A 20,204-nucleotide genomic window follows, 5' to 3' on the forward strand; every position below is an offset into this window, starting at 1 on the left:
GCTCTTCGGTACTCTTGAGGGCGTGACTCAGACGCCCCACGACCCACCCCTCCGCATTCTCATCGGCTGCGACACCTTCTCACCCGATGTGAACGGCGCGGCGAGATTCACTGAGAGGCTGGCCGCAGGGCTCAAACAGCGCGGCTACGACGTGCACATCGTCGCCCCGGCCACCAGCCGTCGCACCGCGGGCACGTCGACCGAGGTCATCGAGGGAGTGCCGATGACGGTGCACCGGTGGCCGTCGTGGCGGTGGTACCCACACGACTGGCTGCGTTTCGTGTGGCCGCTCACGATCAGACGTCGGGCGCGTGCGCTGCTCGACGAGGTCAAACCCGACGTCGTGCACTTTCAGTCGTTCATCATCGTGGGCCGCGGGCTGGCCATCGAGGCGCACGCCCGGGGCATCAGGGTGATCGGCACCAACCACTTCATGCCCGAGAACGGCGTCGAGTTCACCGGTCTGCCGGCGAACCTCGATCGCAAGCTCATCGATGCGGTCTGGCGCGAGGCCCGCAAAGTCTTCGCGCTGGCGCAGTTCGTGACGACGCCGACGCAGCGGGCCGCCGACTACCTCGAGCGGTGCACCGGCCTGCGCGACGTGCTGCCGGTCAGCTGCGGCATTCGCGCCAGCGACTACACGCCCCGGCTCGTCGCGGACGACCCGGGCGTCGATCAACGGCTGGTGTTCGTCGGCCGGGTCACCGAAGAGAAGCAGATCGACGTCGCGCTGCGGGCGCTCGCCTCACTGCCGCCCGAGCTGCACGTGGGCTTCGACATCGTCGGCGGCGGCGACCAGCTCGACCGTCTGAAGCGGCTGGCAGTGGTGCTGGGGGTGAGCGACAGCGTGGTCTTTCACGGCCGGGTGACCGACGAGCACCTGCGCCGTGTGCTCTCTGAGGGCAGCGTCTTCGTGATGCCCTCGATCGCCGAACTGCAGTCGATCGCGACGATGGAGGCCATGGCGTCAGGGCTTCCCGTCGTCGCCGCAGACGCGATGGCGCTGCCGCATCTGGTGCACGACGGTGAGAACGGCTACCTCTTTCGCGCCGGCGACGTCGCAGACCTCACGGCCAAGCTCACCACCGTGCTGCGGCAGAGTCAGGCTGAGCGTCTGCGCATGCAGCGCGCCTCTCTGCAGGGCGTTCGCGTGCACGACATCGATCGCACGCTCGACGTCTTCGAGCAGCTCTATCACGGGCATCGCCCGAAGACGCAGCCGGCGGACGAATCGAACGAACCGCGCTGATCATGCATGTGCTCATCGTCACCGACCAGCACGCCGACTCCCTCGGCGGGGCGCAGGTGTCGATTCGGCAGCAGCAGGCGGCGCTGACCGACGCCGGCCATCTCGCCACGGTGGTGGCCCCACGTCTGCACCGGCCGCATCCGCCCCGCGCTCATGACATCGACCTGCCCTCGATGCGCATCACCTGCGACGGCGAGTACGGCATGTCCTGGCCAGGGCGCCGCATCGACCGATTTCTGCTGCAGCGCCTTGGCCAGCTTCCGCCGGTCGACATCGTGCACGTGCAGGGCGACTTCTGGGGCGCGCTGATCGGCTACCGCATCGCACGACTGCTGCACGCGCCGGTGGTGCACACGCTGCACAACGACGTCGACTCCGGCACGCGCGCAGTCACGCCGCTGGCAGGCCTGGTGTTCGTCGCGCTGCGTGCCTGGCGGCGGATGCTCCTGGGGCGTTCGCTGCCCGTGTCACCTCGCGCTCGGGGGGCGTGGCGATATCTCGCCGAGCTCACCGCCGCGGCCCGAGTGGTGATCTCTCCCAGCGCGCACTTCGCCCGACGGCTGCACGAGCATGGGGTCGAGGGAGCGATCGTGATGCCGACGGGCGTCGACGACCGACTGATCGCGCAGGCCCAGACCGGGGCAGAGCCACAGGAGTCTGCGCCGGTTCGGCTCGTCTGGCTGGGACGCATGAGCAGCGAGAAGCGCATCGTCGAGGCCGTCGAGGCGTTCGCCGCAAGCGAGCGCGCAGCCGCAGCCTCGGCCGAGCTGCACGTCTACGGTCACGGGCTGCTCGAAGCGATGGTGCGACGGCGCATCGACGAACTGGGCATCAGCTCTCGGGTGCGGCTGTACGGCGCTGTGTCGCATCCTGAGGCGCTGCGCGCGATCGCGCGGTCAGACGCACTGCTGCAGACCTCCGTGGGGTTCGAGACCCAGGGCATGACCGTGTACGAGGCCTCGGCACTCGGCACCCCGGTGGTGTTCTGTGATCGTGCGATCGCCGACGAGGTCGACGTGCAGCCGAGCTGGGTGACGGCTGGCTCGTCGACCGCCGATCTCGTGCGAGCGATCGACGAGGCCGTCGCCGCGATCGCTCAGAGTCGAGCCGATGGCCGTGAGCTGCGCGTCACCGACGTCGATCGCATGCGCTGGCTGCAGAGCCGGCTCACCGAGCAGATGCTGCGACGGTATCGAGCCCTCATCGACGAGCGAACGACCGTGCGACGCTCAGGCGCGGCGGCGTCGAGCGATCACGAAGATCGTTCGGCTGACCAGGGCAATCACTAAGAAGACCACGCCGATGACGGTGGCCAGCGTCTGCAACGGCATCGTCACGCTGGTGAAGAGCGGCTGTGCGGCGTCGCCCAGCTGGCGCTGCAGCAGATTCGCCATCAGCCAGGCACCGGCACGCGCGAGCGCGAAGGTCGCCGCACACGCGACCACCAGCCACGTGGCCACGCGACTCAGCGCTCGCATCCGCCCGCCGGCCGCGAGCGCAACGCCGGCGACCAATGCGATGACGACACCGGCGATCAGCGGAGTGGCGTACTGATCGGCGATCGCCACGACGGGCTTGGCCTTGTCGATCGACCCGGTCGGGCCGATGGACATCGTGAAGTCGGCATCAGGCAGCATGGCGGCCAGCGGTGCGTTGATCGTGGCCAGCTGGGTGCGTGCCTGGTCGACGAGGGGGCCGAGCTGCAGGGTGAACGAGTCGTCGGTGGGAGTCGTCTCGCCGCGCAGGGCCGCGACGTTCTGCTGGTGCGACGCGGAGAGCAGGGCACGCCACGTCTGCTGCATGGTGTCCGGGGCGAGGGCGGCGTCGATCCCGGCTCGCAGATCTTTCTGCACCGCGTCGCCGATGACGGCCTGTGCCCCGGCGGGCAGGGTGACCCGTGCCTTGATCGTGTTGGTCGCTTTCGTCACGATGGCGTCGCGAACGTTCGAATCGTTGATCAGATCGGCGTTCTGGGCCACGAACGCGTCGGTGTCGAGCAGATCGTGCTCGAGCCACCAACCTCCCATGGCCAGCGGCGAGGCCAGCACGGCGAGGGTCAGCAGCAGGCCCGAGAAGAAGCTCGCCCAGCGTGAGCCGATGCTGCGGCGCTCCCGCGTGGGGGCGTCTTCGGCGTCTCCGACGAGCTCGTCGAAGCTGACGGACTGGGCATGCTGTCTCGACATGGGGGCCTTTCCTCGTCGGGCTGCGCCGACTTCGCGGCGGCGCTGTGACCGACTGAATGGTGCTGCGCTCTCTGCATCACTGTAGTGGTGACGCAGCGGATGTCGCCGGTGACCTGCGCAGCGCAGGTGTTCTTGGGCGCTGTGCTGCTGGTGCCGACCGCCGGGCTTCGCATCAGCTGTGCGAATCAAAGTTGAGTGGAATAGACTCAAGTTGTGAGGAGTTGTGAGAGATGTGAACGTGAGAGTGGGGTCGCGGTGGCGGCCCCAGGTATCGCACATGTCTGACTGAGGTTTCACCGCAGGTGCGGACGAGACGACAGGGCTCGCCGCACGAAAGGAGACAGCATGGCACAGCAGCCACAGGGCCAACAGACCAATCAGCAAGAGGAGAAGTCGGCGCTCGAGCAGTACGGCACCGATCTGACCGAGATCGCGAAGAGCGGAAAGCTCGACCCGGTGATCGGTCGTGACGCCGAGATTCGTCGGGTGTCGCAGGTGCTCACCCGTCGCACGAAGAACAACCCGGTGCTCATCGGCGAGCCCGGCGTCGGCAAGACGGCCGTCGTCGAAGGGCTCGCACAGCGCATCGTGAAGGGAGACGTTCCCGACTCGCTGAAAGACAAAAAGCTCATCTCGCTCGATCTGGGCGCACTCGTCGCCGGTGCAAAGTATCGCGGCGAGTTCGAAGAGCGGCTGAAGAAGGTGCTCGCCGAGATCAAGGCGAGCGAAGGTCAGGTCATCACCTTCATCGACGAGATCCACACGCTGGTGGGTGCGGGCGCCGGTGACGGGCAGGATGCCGCGAACATGCTGAAGCCGATGCTGGCTCGTGGCGAGCTGCGCCTGATCGGCGCGACCACCCTGAACGAGTATCGCGAGTACATCGAGAAAGACTCCGCACTGGAGCGTCGCTTCCAGCAGGTCTATGTCGGCGAGCCCAGTGTCGAAGACACCGTGGCGATCCTGCGCGGCCTGAAAGACACATACGTGAACTTCCACGGGGTGCGCATCACCGACGGCGCACTCGTCGCCGCCGCACAGCTGTCGAACCGCTACATCCCCGATCGTCAGCTGCCCGACAAGGCTATCGACCTGATGGACGAAGCGGCCAGCCGACTCAAGATGGAGCAGGAGTCTTCACCTGAAGAGATCGACGCGCTCAACCGTGAGCTCGCACGACTGAACATCGCCGAGGCCTCGCTGAAGAAGGAGTCCGATGCGGCGAGCCAGGATCGTCTGAAAGACGTGCAGAAGAACAAAGCGAAGGTCGAGCATGATCTCGACGAGCTGAAGACGCGCTGGGAGTCGGAGCGCCAGGTCTTCCAAGGCGCAAAAGAGCTGCGCGAACGCAAAGCCGACCTTGAGAAGCAGCAGGAGCGGCTGCTCAACGAGCAGCTCGCCAGCGGCAGCAACGATCCGGGCGTCTGGAAGAAGCTGTCTGAGATCGAGAGCAGGCTTCGTGCCATCGAGGGCCAGCTGAAACAGGCGGAAGAGGCCGAACAGACAGCCGAGCACAATGGCGAGCGCATGGTCAGCACCGAGGTGACCGAAGACGACATCGCCGAAGTCGTGGCCGCTTGGACCGGCATCCCCGTCGGCAAGCTGCTGCAGGGCGAGACCGAGAAGCTGCTGCACCTCGAAGACGAGCTGGGCAAGCGTCTGATCGGGCAGAAGGCCGCCGTTCACGCGGTCGCCGAGGCTGTTCGGCGCACCCGCGCAGGCATCGCCGACCCGAATCGTCCGACCGGATCGTTCCTGTTCTTGGGGCCGACCGGTGTGGGCAAGACCGAGCTGGCGAAGGCGCTCGCCGAGTTTCTCTTCGACGACGAACGCGCGATCGTGCGCATCGACATGTCGGAGTACGGAGAGAAGCACACGGTCTCCCGTCTCGTCGGAGCTCCTCCGGGCTACGTGGGCTACGAACAGGGAGGCCAGCTGACCGAGGCCGTGCGGCGCCGCCCGTACTCAGTGGTGCTGCTCGATGAGGTCGAGAAAGCTCATCCCGACGTCTTCGACGTGCTGCTGCAGGTGCTCGACGACGGTCGCCTGACCGATGGCCAGGGTCGTACGGTCGACTTCCGCAATACGATTCTGATTCTCACGTCGAACTTGGGCAGCCAGTTCCTGATCGACGCATCGCTCGCCGACGACGTCAAGCGCGAGCAGGTCATGCAGGTCGTGCACCAGACGTTCAAGCCGGAGTTCCTGAACCGCCTCGATGACATCGTGCTCTTCGATTCGCTCACCAAAGAGGAGCTCACGAAGATCGTCGATCTGTACATCAAACGGCTCGGCGTTCGCCTGGAGTCGCGCCGGCTGCGCCTGGTCGTCTCGCCCGAGGCGAAGACCTGGCTGGCCGACAAGGGGTACGACCCGGTCTATGGGGCTCGCCCGCTGCGTCGTCTGGTGCAGAAACAGGTCGACGACCAGCTCGCCACGAAGCTGTTGGCCGGCGAGGTGCGGGACGGGCAGAGCGTGCGCGTCACGGTGAAGCCTGACGGAGACGGCTTGGAAGTCGATGCCGAGGGGGTCGTCGAAGGGTGATGTGAGACCGCTGCGGTGACAGCGCCGTGGGTCGCGGATGTGGGGTCGAGTCTGAGGGCTCGGCCCCATATCTCTTTCACCAGGTAAAGAAGTCGCGGCGCAGTGGCGTACACTGCTTGGAGCACAATAGAACGCGCGTGATCGCGACGGGCTCTGCTCCGCGGTCATTCGTATGGTTGTCGTAGGGGCGTGCGAACCGCGCACGTATAGTCTCACTGATCGCCGCCATGAAGGCCAGGCTTGATCCGGTGAGTGTCTCAGACCCGCGGCAACCCGTTCGCGACACTCGGCACGACGTCTGAGCGCCACGCATTGCAGCGCCAGCTCCCGACGACGTGCCACGGAGGTGAGCATGACGTCTGCCGTGATCGAAGTCGAGCATCTGTACAAGGTGTTCGGCAGAAAACCCCAAGAAGTGATTCGGCGCCTCAAAGAGGGCGCCGACCGCAGCGAGCTCACCCAGCTCGGCACAGCCGCGGTCATCGATGCGAGTTTCACCGTCGATCGCGGCGAGTTCTTCGTCGTCATGGGGCTGTCGGGTTCGGGCAAGTCCACGCTGATCCGCATGCTGAACGGGCTTAACGAGCCGACCGCAGGGTCGGTCAGCATCTTCGGCCATGACTTGAGCGATCTCGATCCCAAAGAGCTGCGCGCGCTGCGTCGCAAACGCATCTCGATGGTCTTCCAGCACTTCGCCCTGCTGCCCAACCGCACCGTGCTCGAGAACGCCGCATACGGCCTCGAGGTGCAGGGCGTCGACCTGGCCGAACGCACCGAGCGGGCCATCACGGTGCTCGAACGCGTCGGGCTGCGTGACTGGGCGAGCAAGTATCCCGGCGAGCTCTCGGGCGGCATGCAGCAGCGCGTCGGGCTGGCGCGTGCGCTCGCCGCCGACACCGACATCCTGCTCATGGATGAGGCGTTCTCGGCTCTCGACCCGCTGATTCGCCGAGAGATGCAGGAGCAGCTGCTCGACCTGCAGGAAGACCTCAAGAAGACCATCGTGTTCATCACACACGACCTGAACGAGGCGATGTTCCTCGGCGACCGCGTCGCGGTGATGCGCGACGGACGCATCGTGCAGAGCGGCACGCCCGAAGACATCCTCACTGACCCGGCGAACGACTATGTCGCGCAGTTCGTGCAGGACGTCGACCGAGCGCGCGTGCTCACCGCGCGCAGTGTGATGGAGCCGATCCTCGGTCAGGTGCAGATCGGTTCGGGCCCGCGCACCGCGCTTCGGCTGATGCGCGAGCAGCAGATCCCCTTCGTGTTCGTGCTCGACCGCGGCCGCAAATACCGCGGAGTGGTCTCGGACCGCGACGCGACCCGTCTCATCAAAGACGGCGTCACCGATCTCAGCTCGGTCGTGCAGCCCTCGATCACCGTCGGCCCCGACGAGCTGCTGGCCGATCTGGTGCGCCCGTCGGTCATCTCGAAGATTCCGCTCGGCGTCGTCGACGACCACGGCCGGCTGCTCGGGGGCATCCCACGCGCCACGCTGCTGGCCTCGCTCGGCAGCGTGCCGGCGACGACACAGGCGATCGACGTGATCACCCCGGAGGTGCGGGCGCTGGCCGAGGGCGACACTCTGACCGAACAGGCGCACGCAGCGCTGCAGGGCGCCATCGGCAGCGAAGGCGAGCCTCGCGAGTCGGTGAGCATCGGCACCGGTGCGACGGCGGATGCCGTGGCTGCGCCCGAAGCGGCGGCTGACGACCGAGAGGAGGCCAACTGATGGATCCCATCGTTCGCATTCCGCTCGGTGACTGGGTCGCCGACTTCATCTCCTGGATCACCGACGTGCTCGGCTGGTTCTTCACCGGCATCGGCGTCGGCTTCGGCGGCATCTACGACGGCCTCGCCTGGCTGCTCGTCACCCCGCCGTTCTGGGTGGTGATCCTGCTGCTGGCCGCACTGGCCACGTGGGTCGCGACCTGGCGTCTGGGGCTTTTCTCACTGGTCGGGCTCACCCTCGTCTACACGCTGAATCAGTGGTCGAATGCGATGGACACGCTCGCGCTCGTGATCGTCGCGAGTCTGATCGCCGTGATCATCGCCGTGCCGCTGGGCATTCTGGCGGCGAAGTCGCAGACCGCCTCGAAGATCATCAGACCGGTGCTTGACTTCATGCAGACGATGCCTGCCTTCGTCTACCTGATTCCCGCGATCATTCTCTTCTCGGTCGGCGTGGTGCCGGGCATCGTCGCCGCGATCATCTTCTCGCTCGCTCCCGGCGTGCGTCTCACCGAGCTCGGCATCCGCGGCGTCGACGCCGAAGTCGTCGAGGCCGGGCGGTCGTTCGGAGCCTCGCCCTGGCGCATCCTCAAGCAGATTCAGCTGCCGCTCGCCCTGCCGTCCATCATGGCCGGTGTGAACCAGGTGATCATGCTGAGCCTCTCGATGGTCGTCATCGCGGCCATGGTGGGCGCCGACGGGCTCGGCAGCCCGGTCGTGCAGAGCCTGAGCCGCATCGACGTGGCGCTCGGCTTCGAAGCCGGGCTGTCGGTCGTGATCCTGGCCGTCTACCTCGACCGCGTGACCTCGGCCATGGGGCGTCGCGTCTCGACGTCGGCGCGCCCCGTTTCGGCGGATGCCGGCGCAGGGGAGTCGGTCAGCCCGGCTGCCAGTCACACGCGTCGCAACACGCTGATCGCGTTGGGCGGGGTCGTGGTGCTGGTGCTGGCGAGCATCTTCAACGGCGGTCTCTCCGGGCTCGGCTCGACGCAGAAGACTGTGCGCATCGCCGTCATGAACGGCTGGGACGAGGGCATTGCGGCCTCGTGGCTGTGGAAGCAGGAGCTCGAAGGCAAGGGGTACAAGGTGCAGCTGACCAATGTCGACCCGGCCGCCGCCTACACCGGTGTCGCGCAGGGCAGCTTCGACTTGGTGCTCGACACCTGGCTGCCTGAGACCCATCGCGACTACATCGAGCAGTACGGCGACAAGATGATCGACCTGGGAGCTTGGAACGACGAGGCCAAGCTGACCATCGCCGTCAACGAGGATGCGCCGATCACGTCGCTCTCCGAACTGGCGGCGAACGCCGACGCGTTCGACAACCGCCTGATCGGCATCGAACCGGGCGCCGGGCTCACCCGCATCACCAAAGAGGCGGTGATCCCGCAGTACGGTCTGCAGGGCATGGACTACACGACGTCGTCGACCACAGCGATGCTCACCGAGCTGAAGAACGCGACCAGTGGCGGCAAGAACATCGTGGTCACACTGTGGAAGCCGCATTGGGCGTACGACGCGTTCCCGATCCGCGATCTCGAGGATCCACTGGGCACACTCGGTCAGGCGGAGCAGATTCACAGCTTCGCCCGGGCCGGTCTCGAAGACGACGACCCAGATCTGGTGCGCTGGATGCGCGGCTTCCGGATGGATACCGCGACGCTCGCCTCGCTCGAGAACGCGATGTTCAACAGCGGCGTCGACGGCAATGACTACACGCGTCCCGTGCGCGAGTGGTCTGACGAGAACCGCGAATACGTCGACCGGCTCACGCAGTGAGCAGTCGCCGGTTCGTCCGGCCGCGATGATCAGGCCGGCGGCACCTCAGCGCAGGTAGCCGCCGGCCCAGCGGGCGATCGAGTCGAAGGCGGCCTGCCGCACCCGAGGTCGTGACAGAAAGATGTCGTGCAGGGCGTCTTCGATGCGCACCACTGTGACCTCCGGCCCCAGGCCGAGGGCTCGCTCGGCGACGTCGCGAACGTTGAGCACGCTGTCTGTGCGAAGCATCGCATCGTTCCACGTGGTCGACAGCGTGCTGTGCGCCGAGGTCATGGTGAGAATGGGGATGCGTACGTCGAGCCCGGCGGCGACGCGCGCGTGCCCGGCGAGCACCGCCGACAGCCAGATCGCCGGCATGTCGCAGCCGCGGGGCAGCCGCCACTCTTCGTTGAACGTCCACTGTCCTCGGCCCTCGGCGCTGACCGAACGGTTGTAGTAGCCCAAGTCGATCGACGGCAGCGTGTTGTGCGGATCGACTCGGGACTGCAGCTCGAGCATCGGCGCGATCACCTGTCGCCCGATGGCCTTCGCCTGCAGCTCGAGCCAGGGGCTGTTGAGCAGCAGAGCGTCTGCCTGACCGGCATGCCGATCTGCCCAGAGGCTGAAGATCAGACCGCCGGTCGAATGTCCGAACAATGCCAGTCGACGCTTGTGAGCGTGGTGGCTGCGTGCGGGAGTGAGCAGGCTCGCGATCTCTTCGAGCGGGCGTCTGGCTCGTGTCGGCTCGAACGGATCGTCTGCCATCGCCTCGAGCGCCGCAGCGATGTCATAGTCGTATTCGCTCAGATTCGAGATCAGCCCATGCGTCTGCCCGGGACGCAGGCTTCGGCCGTACTTGCGCAGGTCGAGCGCATAGAAGCGCGCCCCGCGTTCGGCGAACCATCGTGCGACGTGAGGATGGAAGAAGTAGTCGTTCCAGCCGTGCACATAGAGCACGTCCCATCCGGCGAAGATCTGCCCGACGGCGGGCAGACGTCCGGGCTGCGGGCTGCGGGCGGCATCCTTCGTCCGATATCTGACCAGGGTTGCGAAGACGTCGCCTTCTGCGTCGACGCCCAACGGCAGGGTGCGCTGTTCGAAGTCGTCGCCGAGCACATCCGGGTGCCAGCGACCGTCTGGCGGCGTGAAGGTCTGCATGCCTCACATTATGGTCGAGTGGCGGGTGTCATTTCGTGTCATCGAGATGGGATAGTGTGACAGGTGTGAACGTCAGCACTGCCACCGGGATACCCATTAAGGTGGTCGGGCTCGCCCCCGACCTCGTCGACTACCGCGAGGCCCTCGACCTGCAGGAGCGAACCGAGGCCGCCGTGAAGGCGGGCGACAGCCGTGGCGACGTCTTTCTGCTCGAGCATCCGGCGGTCTACACCGCAGGTCGTCGTGCAGACCCCGCAGACTACCCCACAGACGGCACGCCCGTCGTGCCGATCAACCGCGGCGGCAAAGTGACCTGGCACGGGCCGGGCCAGCTGATCGGCTATCCCGTCTTCGAACTGCGCGAGCACCTGCGACTGGTGCCCTACGTGCGGTCGGTCGAGCAGGCGCTCATCGACTCGCTGGCCGAGATCGGCATCGACGGCTTTCGCGTCGAGGGTCGGTCAGGAGTCTGGGTCAACACAGGGCTGCCGACCGACGAGAAGATCGCGCAGATCGGCATCCACGCCTCGCGCGGCGTGACCACGCACGGCTTCTCACTGAACTGCAGCACTGACAACTCCGTCTTCCACACCTTCGTGCCCTGCGGCATCACCGATGCCGGTGTGACCAGCATCTCGCAGGTGCTCGGCCGCACCGTGACGCCCGCCGACATGGTGCCGATCGTCACCCCCCATCTTGAGAAGCTCATCGAGGAGGTCGCCGTCTCATGACTCAGCCTGTTCCCGATCATGTCGCCCGAATGCTCGCAACTCGTGTCGAGACCGCGCCGGGCGCGGCGGCGCAGGACGCCGGCTGCGCCTGCGGGGGCTCGAATGAGTCGAATGCTGACGCGGCCCACGCCGCTGGCGGCTGCGGATGCGGCTCTCACGGTGCCAGCGCATCCGCCGGCCCGGCCAGTCTCGGCATGCCCACCATGCCGGCACGCACCGCGGGGCCGTCGCGTGGCAATCTGCGCAACCTCAGACAGGACGGCGAGCGAAAGCTGCGCCGCGTCGAGCGCCGCAACGCCGAGACGCCGATCGAGAAGAAGCCCTCGTGGATCAAGACGCGAGCGCACTTGGGCCCCGAGTACCAGCAGCTGCACGGCCTGGTGAAGAACGAGGGGCTGCACACGGTCTGCCAGGAGGCCGGCTGCCCGAACATCTTCGAATGCTGGGAAGACCGTGAGGCGACGTTCCTCATCGGCGGCGCGATCTGCACTCGGCGCTGTGACTTCTGCGACATCATGTCGGGCAAGCCCGAGCCGCTCGACATGGACGAGCCGCGTCGTGTCGGCGAGTCGGTCGCGCGCATGGATCTGCGCTATGCCACGATCACCGGTGTCACCCGCGACGACCTGCCCGACGACGGCGCCTGGCTGTATGCCGAGACCATTCGCCAGATTCACGAGCAGAACCCGGGCACCGGCGTCGAGGTGCTCGCCGACGACTTGAGCGGCAGGCCAGAGCGGCTGCAGCTGGTGTTCGACGCGAAGCCCGAGGTGTTCGCGCACAACCTTGAGACGGTGCCGCGCATCTTCAAACGCATTCGCCCGGCGTTCCGCTATGAGCGCTCGCTCGATGTGCTCACCCAGGCGCGGGCTGCCGGCATGATCACGAAGTCCAACCTCATTCTCGGCATGGGCGAGACCCGTGAGGAGATCTCGCAGGCCATGCACGATCTGCATGAGGCCGGATGCGACATTCTGACCATCACGCAGTACCTGCGGCCGTCGAAGCTGCACCACCCGATCGATCGCTGGGTCAAGCCGCAGGAGTTCGTCGAGCTCAAGGCCGAGGCCGAACAGATCGGCTTCCCCGGGGTGCTCTCCGGGCCGTTGGTGCGGTCGTCGTACCGGGCCGGTCGGCTGTGGGCGCAGACCATGCGCAAGCGCGGGCGTGCCATTCCTGCGCATCTGCAGCACCTTGCAGACAAGGCGGATCAGCCGGACGCGTTCCGGCAGGCCGTCTGACCATGCATCCGGGAATCAGCTCGTGAGCGGGGTGCTCGTCGGCTTCGGCGTCATCACGGTCATCATTCTCGTCGGCTTCGGTCTCGGGCGTGGCGGGGTGCTCGGGCCTGAGGCTCGGCCGGTGCTGTCGAAGCTGATCTTCTATGTGGCTCAGCCCTGCCTGCTGTTCAGCCTGATCGTCAAGACGCAGCCGCAGGATCTGCTCACCCCGGCTCTCGGAGTGCAGATGATCTCGGTCGCCGCGGCGATCGTGACCTATCTCGCCGTGGTCGTGCCGATCTGGCGCCCCAAGGGCGGCGAGACGGTGATCGGAGTCATGTCGGCGTCATACGTCAACATCGGCAACCTCGGTATTCCGATTGCGGTATATGCGCTCGGCGACTCCTCGCAGATCGCTCCGATCATGCTCTTCCAGATGGCGCTCTACACGCCGATCGCGATGATCTGTCTCGACGTCGTGACCGGCGGAGGAGACGGCTTGTGGCCCACCCTCAAACACGTGCTGCTGAACCCGGTGCTGATCGCGAGTGTCGTGGCCATCGCGGTGGTGACGATCGGCATTCCGGTTCCCGATGTGATCTATGAGCCCGTTCACCTGATCGCCGGCATCTCGGTGCCGACGATGCTGATCAACTTCGGCATGTCACTGGCCGCGAAGCGTCCGTTCTCAGCAGGCAGCCCGATCGGGCGCATCACGGTGGCCGTGCTGGTCAAGAGCTTCGTGCAGCCGGCGATCGGGTGGGTGCTCGCCGTGCATCTCTTCGGTCTGTCGGGGCATGCGCTCATGGTGGCCGTGGTGATGGCCGCGCTGCCGACGGCGCAGAACACGTACAACTACGCGACGACCTATGGTGTGGGGCAGACGCTTGCGCGAGACACCGCGTTCACCAGCACGCTGATCTCGGTGCCGGTCGTCGCTGGCATCGTCGCGCTGCTCTACTGAGCCTCACCCCGCCGGCCTGCTCACCAGTATCTGCACCTGTCTGCTCCTGCCAGCCCTACTTCACCCCGCCCCAGCCCATCAGCCACCTGCCCACCACTCAGCACCTGCCTGCCCGCCTCAACATCCGCACCGGCCTGCTCCTGCAGAGCGCGCACCTGCGCGGATTGCAGCTGGCCGCCACGGATTGGCGAAAATATGGGGGATTCTGGCCAATCGAGGTGTACAGCGTGCGAATTCGGGTGGCGTCGCGCTCGGGCAGCTCATACAACAGGAGCTGCAGACGTGTCAGTGCATGGTGAGCAGTCGCAGAATGTCGGCATAGACACCAGCCCAGTTCTGCATGATCTGCGGATAGCTGTATCTGGCCAGACGGTAGCCGGCAGCGCGGATGTCCGCCTCTTTCGCGCGATCCTGCAGCGTGCGCTGGTGCCCATCGTGTGTACGCCCATCGACTTCGATCGCCAGGATTTCGTCGACCACCAAATCGATGCGCTGACTGCGTGCGATGACCACCTGAGTCTCAACATGGTGGCCGGCTAAGGTCAGCAGCACTCGTACGATGCTCTCGAGCCCCGACTCGGCAGCCGAGTCGGAATACGCGATGACTCGACGTCCGAAAGGCGTACGCGAGAGCTCTGCGAACAGATCGGTGGGGCTGAGCGTGAGGGACTGTCGGTTGCGCTGGGGCTTCGCCAGCGTGCAGAATCGAGCCGGTGAGTCGACGACCGCGACCGCCTGTTCAAGCGGCTGATCCGACAGCCCATGACGCAGCGCGATGATCGTCGGGACCACGCCGAACTGCACGTCTGGACTGCACAGTCGGGGCCAGCGGTGGCCAACCCATCCCTGGGCGTGAGCAGGGTGGTGCGTGTACATGTGAGGTGGTGAGTTGGGCGGCAGCCAGATACCGTCGGCGAGGAGTTTGAGACGGTGGAGTCCGCTCAGCACCCCGCCGGCCTGAACCGCTGCCAGAACGGCGCTCTCTGCGTTGCGTTCGGCATGCCAGCCTGTCCGCACCGTTGTGAGCGTGCCGTCGGCGTGCAGGCTTCTGATCTGCCACCGTGAGATGCCTGCACGGGCGAGCGTCGCAGTCGTGCAGACGCCGAACGGTGAGAATCTGTGCGGTAACGGCATGGCTCTGATGCTCGCAGCAAATGGCAGCTCGCTATAGGGGCGTTTCGCCGTTGTGGAGAATTCCGGGTCTGCCTGCCCAATGTGGAGAACCCAAAGTGGAGAATCTGTCACGTGCTCTACGCCTCGCACTCCGTCTGAGCGCTTTATGAGACGACCCCGCCGGCAGGCTTTCGCACACAGCCCAGCTTGCGCGGTTGACCCAGTGTGCCTGCGGGGATTTCACCTCGCCGCCACGAATTGGCAGAATACGGGCGATTCTGAGCAATCGCGGTAGACAGCCTGCAATCTCCGTCAGTGTGCCGCGCTCAGAACGCCATCGGCCGGTCGTCGTCGAAGGTGCCGGGCACATCGATGTCGACGACCACGGGTACATGGTCGCTGGGCTGCACACCCTCGCGTGCACCGCGGTCGACGAACGCGTTCTCGACGCCCGCGGCAAACGCGGGCGACCCCATCACGAAGTCGATGCGCATGCCTTCGTCGCGGATGAAGCGCAGCTGCTTGTAGTCCCAATACGTGTACCCGGGCGCGTAGGGGCGCACGACGTCAGAGAACCCCGCGCGTTCGAACGAGGCGAAGGCGTCGCGCTCCGGCTGCGAGACGTGCGTCTTGCCCGCGAACGCCTTCATGTCCCACACATCCGTGTCGCGCGGAGCGATGTTCCAGTCGCCGACCAGCGCGATGCGGGCGTCAGGGTCGTCGGCAAGCCAGCCCACGGCATCCGCATGCAGCTGACGCAGCCAGGCGAGCTTGTAGGCGTAGTGCGGGTCGTCGAGCTCGCGGCCGTTCGGCACATAGAGGCTCCACACGCGAACACCGTCGAAGGTCGCGCCGATCGCCCGAGCCTCGACCACATCGCGGAACTCCGGCTGCCCGGCGAAGCCGCGCTCGACGTCCTCGGCAGGAATGCGGCTGACCAGCGCCACGCCGTTCCACTGGTTGAGGCCGTGCATGTGCACCTCGTAGCCGAGCTCCTCGAAGCGACCGAACGGGAACTGCGACTCCTTGCACTTGATCTCCTGCAGGGCGAGCACGTCGACGTCGTTCTCGTCGAGCCATTCGACGACCCGATCGATGCGGGCCCTGATCGAGTTCACGTTCCAAGTTGCGATGCGCACGGGGTCACTTTATCAACGTCGGGGGATGCCGGAGGCGCGCTGGGGCTGCGAGCCGCGCGCTGGTCGGGTGTGCAGGGCCCCGCCGGGGGGGCGCACGCCCCGCTGGCCATCAGCGCCAGAGCCACTCGCCGCGCACACGTAGAATGGCGGCATGACTTCTGCGCCCGCAATCGACGACGTTCGCCGTCAGCTCATCTCGTACATCAACTCCGACGCGGTGTTCCATGGTGACTTCACCTTGGTCAGCGGTAAGCATGCGACCTACTACGTCGACATGCGCAAGGTGAGCCTCGACTACCGAGTGTCACCGCTGATCGGCCAGGTCATGGTCGATCTGATCAAAGACGTGCCAGACATCTATGCGGTGGGCGGGCTGACCCTCGGGGCAGACCCCATCGCCACCTCGATTCTGCATCAGGGCGTCGCGGCGGGGCAGCACTATCACGCCTTCGTCGTGCGCAAAGAGCCCAAAGACCACGGCCGCGGCCGTCAGGTCGAGGGTCCTGACCTCACGGGCAAGCGCGTGATCGTGGTCGAAGACACCTCGACGACCGGAGGGTCGCCGCTGAAGGCAATCGAGGCCCTGAAGAAGGTCGGCGCAGAGATCGCCGCGGTGGCCGTGGTCGTCGACCGCCATACCGGTGCGAAAGAGGCCATCGAGGCCGAGGGCATCCCGTATCTGGCTGCGATCAGCGTCGACGAACTCGACGTCTGAGATCTCAGGTCTGGCGTCGTCTTCTGCCGCATCGCCGGATCCGGCGTCTGCCCAGAGGCCTGCGCACGGCGAGCTGAACAGACGCTGAACGCGCCCGTCACCCTCGCGCGTCTGTGGCATTCTGGAGTCATGAGCGAAGACCTGCAGCCCGAGTCACCCGTCGAGCCGGAACGGCGCTCGCGCATCGTCTCGTGGCTGACCGACATGGATGGCGTGCTGGTCAAGGAGGGGCGCGCCCTGCCTGGCGCGGGTGAGCTGATCCGCAGCTGGCGAGCGGCCGGTCGACGCTTCTTGGTGCTCACCAACAATTCGATCTACACGCCGCGTGACCTGAGCGCACGGCTGCACTCGATGGGCATCGACGTCGCCGAAGACGAGATCTGGACCTCGGCGCTCGCCACCGCGCACTTTCTGAAATCGCAGATGCCCGGCGGCAGCGCCTATGTGGTCGGCGAAGCGGGGCTGACTACGGCGCTCTACGAGGCCGGGTTCGTCATGACCGATCGTGACCCCGACTACGTGGTCGTGGGCGAGACCCGCACCTATTCGTTCGAGGCGATCGCCAAGGCGATCAGGCTGATTCTCGGCGGCGCTCGTTTCATCAGCACGAACCCCGATCCGACCGGACCCGGCCCTGAAGGGCCGCTGCCCGCCACCGGCGCGATCGCCGCACTGATCTCGAAGGCCACGGGCGGTCACGAGCCCTATATCGTGGGCAAGCCGAACCCGATGATGTTCCGCTCGGCGATGACGCGCATCGGCGCCCACTCGCAGACCACCGGCATGATCGGCGATCGCATGGACACCGACGTGGTCGCCGGCATCGAGGCCGGCCTGCACACCGTGCTCGTGCTCACCGGAATCTCAGACCGTGCCGAGGTCGAGCGCTACCCGTTCCGTCCCGACGAAGTGCTCGACTCAGTGTCAGACCTGATCTGACGGCCTGCGGCGCTACACTCGTCGGGTGAACGAGCAGAGCAACGCAACCGACAGCCGACCTGACGCGCAGCAGTCTGAGCCGCGCACGGCATCCCCGGAACGCACCACGCACGGTGTCGGCCCGTGGCCCGGCGGTCAAGCCAGCTGGCCCGACGACCCGCGCTACGACCCTGAGCTGCTCGAGCACGGCGACTCGCGCAACGTGATCGACCGCTACCGGTACTGGAATATGGCGGCCATCGTCGCCGATCTCGATCAGCAGCGGCATCCGTTCCATGTGGCGATCGAGAACTGGCAGCACGACATGAACATCGGCTCGATCGTGCGCAGCGCCAACGCGTTTCTGGCCGAGCGCGTGCACATCATCGGCAACCGACGCTGGAACAAGCGCGGTGCGATGGTCACCGATCGCTACCAGCACGTCGACCACCACGCGACGATCGAGGAGTTCGTCGCCTGGGCGCATCGCCTTGAGCTGCCGATCATCGGCGTCGACAATGTGCCGGGGTCAGTGCCGGTCGAGGGGCTGCACCTGCCTGAGCGGTGTGTGTTCCTGTTCGGGCAGGAGGGCCCCGGGCTCAGCGAGGCTGCGATCGAGGCGTCGGACGAGATCGTCAAGATCACGCAGTTCGGGTCGACCCGGTCGATCAACGCGTCGGCGGCGGCTGCGGTGATCATGCATGACTGGGTGCGGGAGCACGCCGTGATCCCGGGAACGGCCGCTTCGGCACACTGAGATCACGCGGATGCCGTGCGCGGCGCGCGCCCCTCGTCTCACGGTGCGTCTCACAGCGCGTGTCTGGTCTCTGACGTGGAGCGGACGCTCGGTCGGTCACCGGTTCGCACAAAATATATTGCCGGTATAGTGTAGGTCTTGCAGGGCCAACGGCGTCCCCCTGAAACACCTCAGCTATCAATGAAGAGAGTCGAATTCCATGGTTCAGCACAATGAGTCCGTACGCCAGTGGGTCGATCAGTTCGCAGAGATTCTGCAGCCTGATCGCATTGAGTGGGCTGACGGCTCGCAGGAGGAATGGGATCGCCTGACCCAGCAGCTCGTCGACGACGGCACCTTCATTCGGCTGAACCCCGAGAAGCGTCCGAACAGCTTTCTCGCTCGCACCGACCCCACCGACGTGGCACGCGTCGAAGACCGCACCTTCATCTGCTCGAAGCGCGAGGCAGACGCCGGGCCGACTAACAACTGGCGTGACCCCGACGAGATGCGCGCAGAGCTCAAAGAGGCGTTCACCGGTGCCATGCGCGGCCGCACCATGTACGTCATCCCCTTCTCGATGGGCCCTTTCGGCGGCGACATCTCGAAGGTCGGCATCCAGCTCACCGACTCTCCCTACGTCGTGGTGAGCATGCACCTGATGACTCGCGTCGACAACGACAAGGTCGCCGAGCAGATCAACGCCGGTGCCGAGTGGGTTCCGGCTGTGCACTCGGTCGGTCACCCGCTGCGCGACGAGGCGGGCAACGAGATCGCCGACGTGCCGTGGCCGTGCAGCAAGAAGAAGTACATCGTTCAGTTTCCCGAGACCCGCGAGATCTGGTCGTTCGGCTCGGGCTACGGCGGCAACGCCCTGCTCGGCAAGAAGTGCTACGCGCTGCGCATCGCCTCGGCGATGGGGCGCGATCAGGGCTGGCTCGCCGAGCACATGCTGCTGATTCGCGCCACCAGCCCGGCAGGCCGCAGCTACCACATCACCGCGGCGTTCCCCTCTGCCTGCGGCAAGACGAACTTCGCGATGATGCGCCCGACGCTGCCCGGCTGGAAGGTCGAGACGCTCGGTGACGACATCGTCTGGATGCGCCCCAAGGCAGACGGTCGCCTGTACGCGATCAACCCTGAGAACGGGTTCTTCGGCGTTGCTCCGGGCACTGGCGTCACGACGAATCCAAATGCGATCGAAGCGCTCAGCGAGAACGTCATCTTCACCAACGTCGCACTGACAGACGACGGCGACGTGTGGTGGGAGGGGCTCACCGAAGAGGTGCCCGAGCACCTCACCGACTGGCGCGGTCGCGAGTGGACTCCGGCCAGCGAGACGACTGCCGCGCACCCGAACTCCCGCTTCACGGTGCGTGCCGACCAGGCGCCGTCGCTCGCTGATGACTGGGATGCCCCGGAAGGCGTGCCGGTCGATGCGATTCTCTTCGGTGGTCGCCGTCGTACCAACACCCCACTCGTGGTCGAGTCGAACTCGTGGCGTGACGGCGTCTACATCGGGGCCACCATGGCCAGTGAGCAGACCGCCGCCGCTGAGGGCACCGTGGGGCAGCTGCGCCGAGACCCCTTCGCGATGCTGCCGTTCTGCGGCTACAACATGGCCGACTACTGGGGGCACTGGCTTGAGATAGGCGAGACGCTCGGTGAGGGTGCTCCGCGCATCTTCGGCGTCAACTGGTTCCGTCGCAGCGCTGACGGATCGTTCCTCTGGCCGGGCTTCGGCGACAACTCGCGCGTGATCGACTGGATCGCTCAGCGCCTCGACGGTGACGCTGAGGGCGAGAGCAATGTTCTCGGTGTCATTCCCCGGCAGCAGGAGTTCGCGCTGGAGGGCACTGACGTCACCGATGAAGACTGGCAGGCGCTCTTCGCGCTCGATCCGAAGGCCTGGCTGCACGAGACCGACGACGTCGAGAGCTATTTCAAGATCTTCGGCTCCCGCGTGCCCGTGGCGCTGCGCGAGCGTCTGGGCGATCTGCAGCAGCAGCTCGAAGAGGCTGCCGATCACTGATCGCGTG

The 20,204-nt window shown here is 66.1% G+C and carries 16 protein-coding genes; 12 read left to right on the forward strand and 4 right to left on the reverse strand.

Annotated features, from left to right (window positions below):
- Nucleotides 1-22: 22 nt before the first annotated feature.
- The gene (locus F8O08_RS01055) at nt 23-1,249 is read left to right on the forward strand and encodes a glycosyltransferase (protein WP_192496611.1); all 1,227 of its coding nucleotides are present in this window, start codon (nt 23-25) and stop codon (nt 1,247-1,249) included.
- A gap of 2 nt (nt 1,250-1,251) precedes the next feature.
- Nucleotides 1,252-2,538, forward strand: coding sequence for a glycosyltransferase (locus F8O08_RS01060; protein ID WP_158038507.1), 1,287 nt, complete (start codon nt 1,252-1,254; stop codon nt 2,536-2,538).
- Here F8O08_RS01060 and F8O08_RS01065 read toward each other — a convergent pair.
- Entirely contained in the window at nt 2,479-3,432 is a 954-nt protein-coding gene (locus F8O08_RS01065; protein WP_158042340.1) for a hypothetical protein, read from the reverse strand. The genes F8O08_RS01060 and F8O08_RS01065 overlap by 60 nt on opposite strands.
- Before the next feature lie 345 nt (nt 3,433-3,777).
- On the opposite strand from F8O08_RS01065, the gene F8O08_RS01070 reads away from it, so the two are divergent.
- The 3 genes from F8O08_RS01070 to F8O08_RS11070 all read left to right on the forward strand — a co-directional run bounded on the left by F8O08_RS01070 (nt 3,778) and on the right by F8O08_RS11070 (nt 9,492).
- Nucleotides 3,778-5,976 (forward strand): ATP-dependent Clp protease ATP-binding subunit, encoded by a 2,199-nt coding sequence (locus tag F8O08_RS01070; RefSeq protein ID WP_158042341.1) that lies wholly within the window; start codon nt 3,778-3,780, stop codon nt 5,974-5,976.
- A 352-nt stretch (nt 5,977-6,328) separates the two neighbouring features.
- The gene (locus F8O08_RS01075) at nt 6,329-7,714 is read left to right on the forward strand and encodes a quaternary amine ABC transporter ATP-binding protein (RefSeq protein WP_158038504.1); all 1,386 of its coding nucleotides are present in this window, start codon (nt 6,329-6,331) and stop codon (nt 7,712-7,714) included.
- Complete coding sequence (locus F8O08_RS11070) at nt 7,714-9,492, forward strand: ABC transporter permease/substrate binding protein (RefSeq protein WP_158038503.1); 1,779 nt, start codon at nt 7,714-7,716, stop codon at nt 9,490-9,492. The genes F8O08_RS01075 and F8O08_RS11070 overlap by 1 nt, the downstream gene beginning before the upstream one ends.
- A gap of 45 nt (nt 9,493-9,537) precedes the next feature.
- Here F8O08_RS11070 and F8O08_RS01085 read toward each other — a convergent pair whose 3' ends face one another.
- Entirely contained in the window at nt 9,538-10,629 is a 1,092-nt protein-coding gene (locus F8O08_RS01085; RefSeq protein ID WP_158038502.1) for an alpha/beta hydrolase, read from the reverse strand.
- A gap of 65 nt (nt 10,630-10,694) precedes the next feature.
- On the opposite strand from F8O08_RS01085, the gene lipB reads away from it, so the two are divergent.
- The 3 genes from lipB to F8O08_RS01100 all read left to right on the forward strand — a co-directional run bounded on the left by lipB (nt 10,695) and on the right by F8O08_RS01100 (nt 13,544).
- Nucleotides 10,695-11,360 carry a lipoyl(octanoyl) transferase LipB gene (gene lipB, locus F8O08_RS01090; RefSeq protein ID WP_158042342.1) on the forward strand — a complete coding sequence of 222 codons (666 nt, stop codon included), beginning with the start codon at nt 10,695-10,697 and terminating at the stop codon, nt 11,358-11,360.
- 203 nt (nt 11,361-11,563) lie between these two features.
- Nucleotides 11,564-12,601 carry a lipoyl synthase gene (lipA, locus tag F8O08_RS01095; protein WP_158038688.1) on the forward strand — a complete coding sequence of 346 codons (1,038 nt, stop codon included), beginning with the start codon at nt 11,564-11,566 and terminating at the stop codon, nt 12,599-12,601.
- 22 nt (nt 12,602-12,623) lie between these two features.
- Complete coding sequence (locus F8O08_RS01100) at nt 12,624-13,544, forward strand: AEC family transporter (protein WP_192496922.1); 921 nt, start codon at nt 12,624-12,626, stop codon at nt 13,542-13,544.
- Nucleotides 13,545-13,829: 285 nt separating this feature from the next.
- On the opposite strand, the gene F8O08_RS01105 is transcribed toward F8O08_RS01100, so the two are convergent.
- Nucleotides 13,830-14,678 carry an endonuclease domain-containing protein gene (locus F8O08_RS01105; RefSeq protein WP_158042344.1) on the reverse strand — a complete coding sequence of 283 codons (849 nt, stop codon included), beginning with the start codon at nt 14,676-14,678 and terminating at the stop codon, nt 13,830-13,832.
- 305 nt (nt 14,679-14,983) lie between these two features.
- Nucleotides 14,984-15,796, reverse strand: a complete 813-nt coding sequence (locus tag F8O08_RS01110) for an exodeoxyribonuclease III (RefSeq protein WP_158038499.1) — start codon at nt 15,794-15,796, stop codon at nt 14,984-14,986.
- Between the two features lie 151 nt (nt 15,797-15,947).
- On the opposite strand from F8O08_RS01110, the gene pyrE reads away from it, so the two are divergent.
- The 4 genes from pyrE to F8O08_RS01130 all read left to right on the forward strand — a co-directional run bounded on the left by pyrE (nt 15,948) and on the right by F8O08_RS01130 (nt 20,197).
- Entirely contained in the window at nt 15,948-16,511 is a 564-nt protein-coding gene (gene pyrE, locus F8O08_RS01115; RefSeq protein ID WP_158030673.1) for an orotate phosphoribosyltransferase, read from the forward strand.
- Between the two features lie 129 nt (nt 16,512-16,640).
- Nucleotides 16,641-17,450 (forward strand): HAD-IIA family hydrolase, encoded by an 810-nt coding sequence (locus tag F8O08_RS01120; protein WP_158030674.1) that lies wholly within the window; start codon nt 16,641-16,643, stop codon nt 17,448-17,450.
- Nucleotides 17,451-17,475: 25 nt separating this feature from the next.
- Nucleotides 17,476-18,186 (forward strand): TrmH family RNA methyltransferase, encoded by a 711-nt coding sequence (locus F8O08_RS01125; RefSeq protein WP_158042345.1) that lies wholly within the window; start codon nt 17,476-17,478, stop codon nt 18,184-18,186.
- A 199-nt stretch (nt 18,187-18,385) separates the two neighbouring features.
- Entirely contained in the window at nt 18,386-20,197 is a 1,812-nt protein-coding gene (locus tag F8O08_RS01130; RefSeq protein ID WP_158038497.1) for a phosphoenolpyruvate carboxykinase (GTP), read from the forward strand.
- Nucleotides 20,198-20,204: the final 7 nt, after the last annotated feature.

Source organism: Pseudoclavibacter sp. CFCC 13611 (assembly GCF_008831225.1).
GTDB lineage: Bacteria > Actinomycetota > Actinomycetes > Actinomycetales > Microbacteriaceae > Pseudoclavibacter_A.

Coding starts and splice junctions, on each gene's coding strand:
- F8O08_RS01065 (WP_158042340.1), bottom strand. CDS start 3,432: ATGTCGAGACAGCATGCCCAGTCCGTCAGCTTCGACGAGCTCGTCGGA.
- pyrE (WP_158030673.1), top strand. CDS start 15,948: ATGACTTCTGCGCCCGCAATCGACGACGTTCGCCGTCAGCTCATCTCG.
- F8O08_RS01070 (WP_158042341.1), top strand. CDS start 3,778: ATGGCACAGCAGCCACAGGGCCAACAGACCAATCAGCAAGAGGAGAAG.
- F8O08_RS11070 (WP_158038503.1), top strand. CDS start 7,714: ATGGATCCCATCGTTCGCATTCCGCTCGGTGACTGGGTCGCCGACTTC.
- F8O08_RS01120 (WP_158030674.1), top strand. CDS start 16,641: ATGAGCGAAGACCTGCAGCCCGAGTCACCCGTCGAGCCGGAACGGCGC.
- lipA (WP_158038688.1), top strand. CDS start 11,564: ATGCCGGCACGCACCGCGGGGCCGTCGCGTGGCAATCTGCGCAACCTC.
- F8O08_RS01085 (WP_158038502.1), bottom strand. CDS start 10,629: ATGCAGACCTTCACGCCGCCAGACGGTCGCTGGCACCCGGATGTGCTC.
- F8O08_RS01060 (WP_158038507.1), top strand. CDS start 1,252: ATGCATGTGCTCATCGTCACCGACCAGCACGCCGACTCCCTCGGCGGG.
- F8O08_RS01105 (WP_158042344.1), bottom strand. CDS start 14,678: ATGCCGTTACCGCACAGATTCTCACCGTTCGGCGTCTGCACGACTGCG.
- F8O08_RS01130 (WP_158038497.1), top strand. CDS start 18,386: ATGGTTCAGCACAATGAGTCCGTACGCCAGTGGGTCGATCAGTTCGCA.
- F8O08_RS01075 (WP_158038504.1), top strand. CDS start 6,329: ATGACGTCTGCCGTGATCGAAGTCGAGCATCTGTACAAGGTGTTCGGC.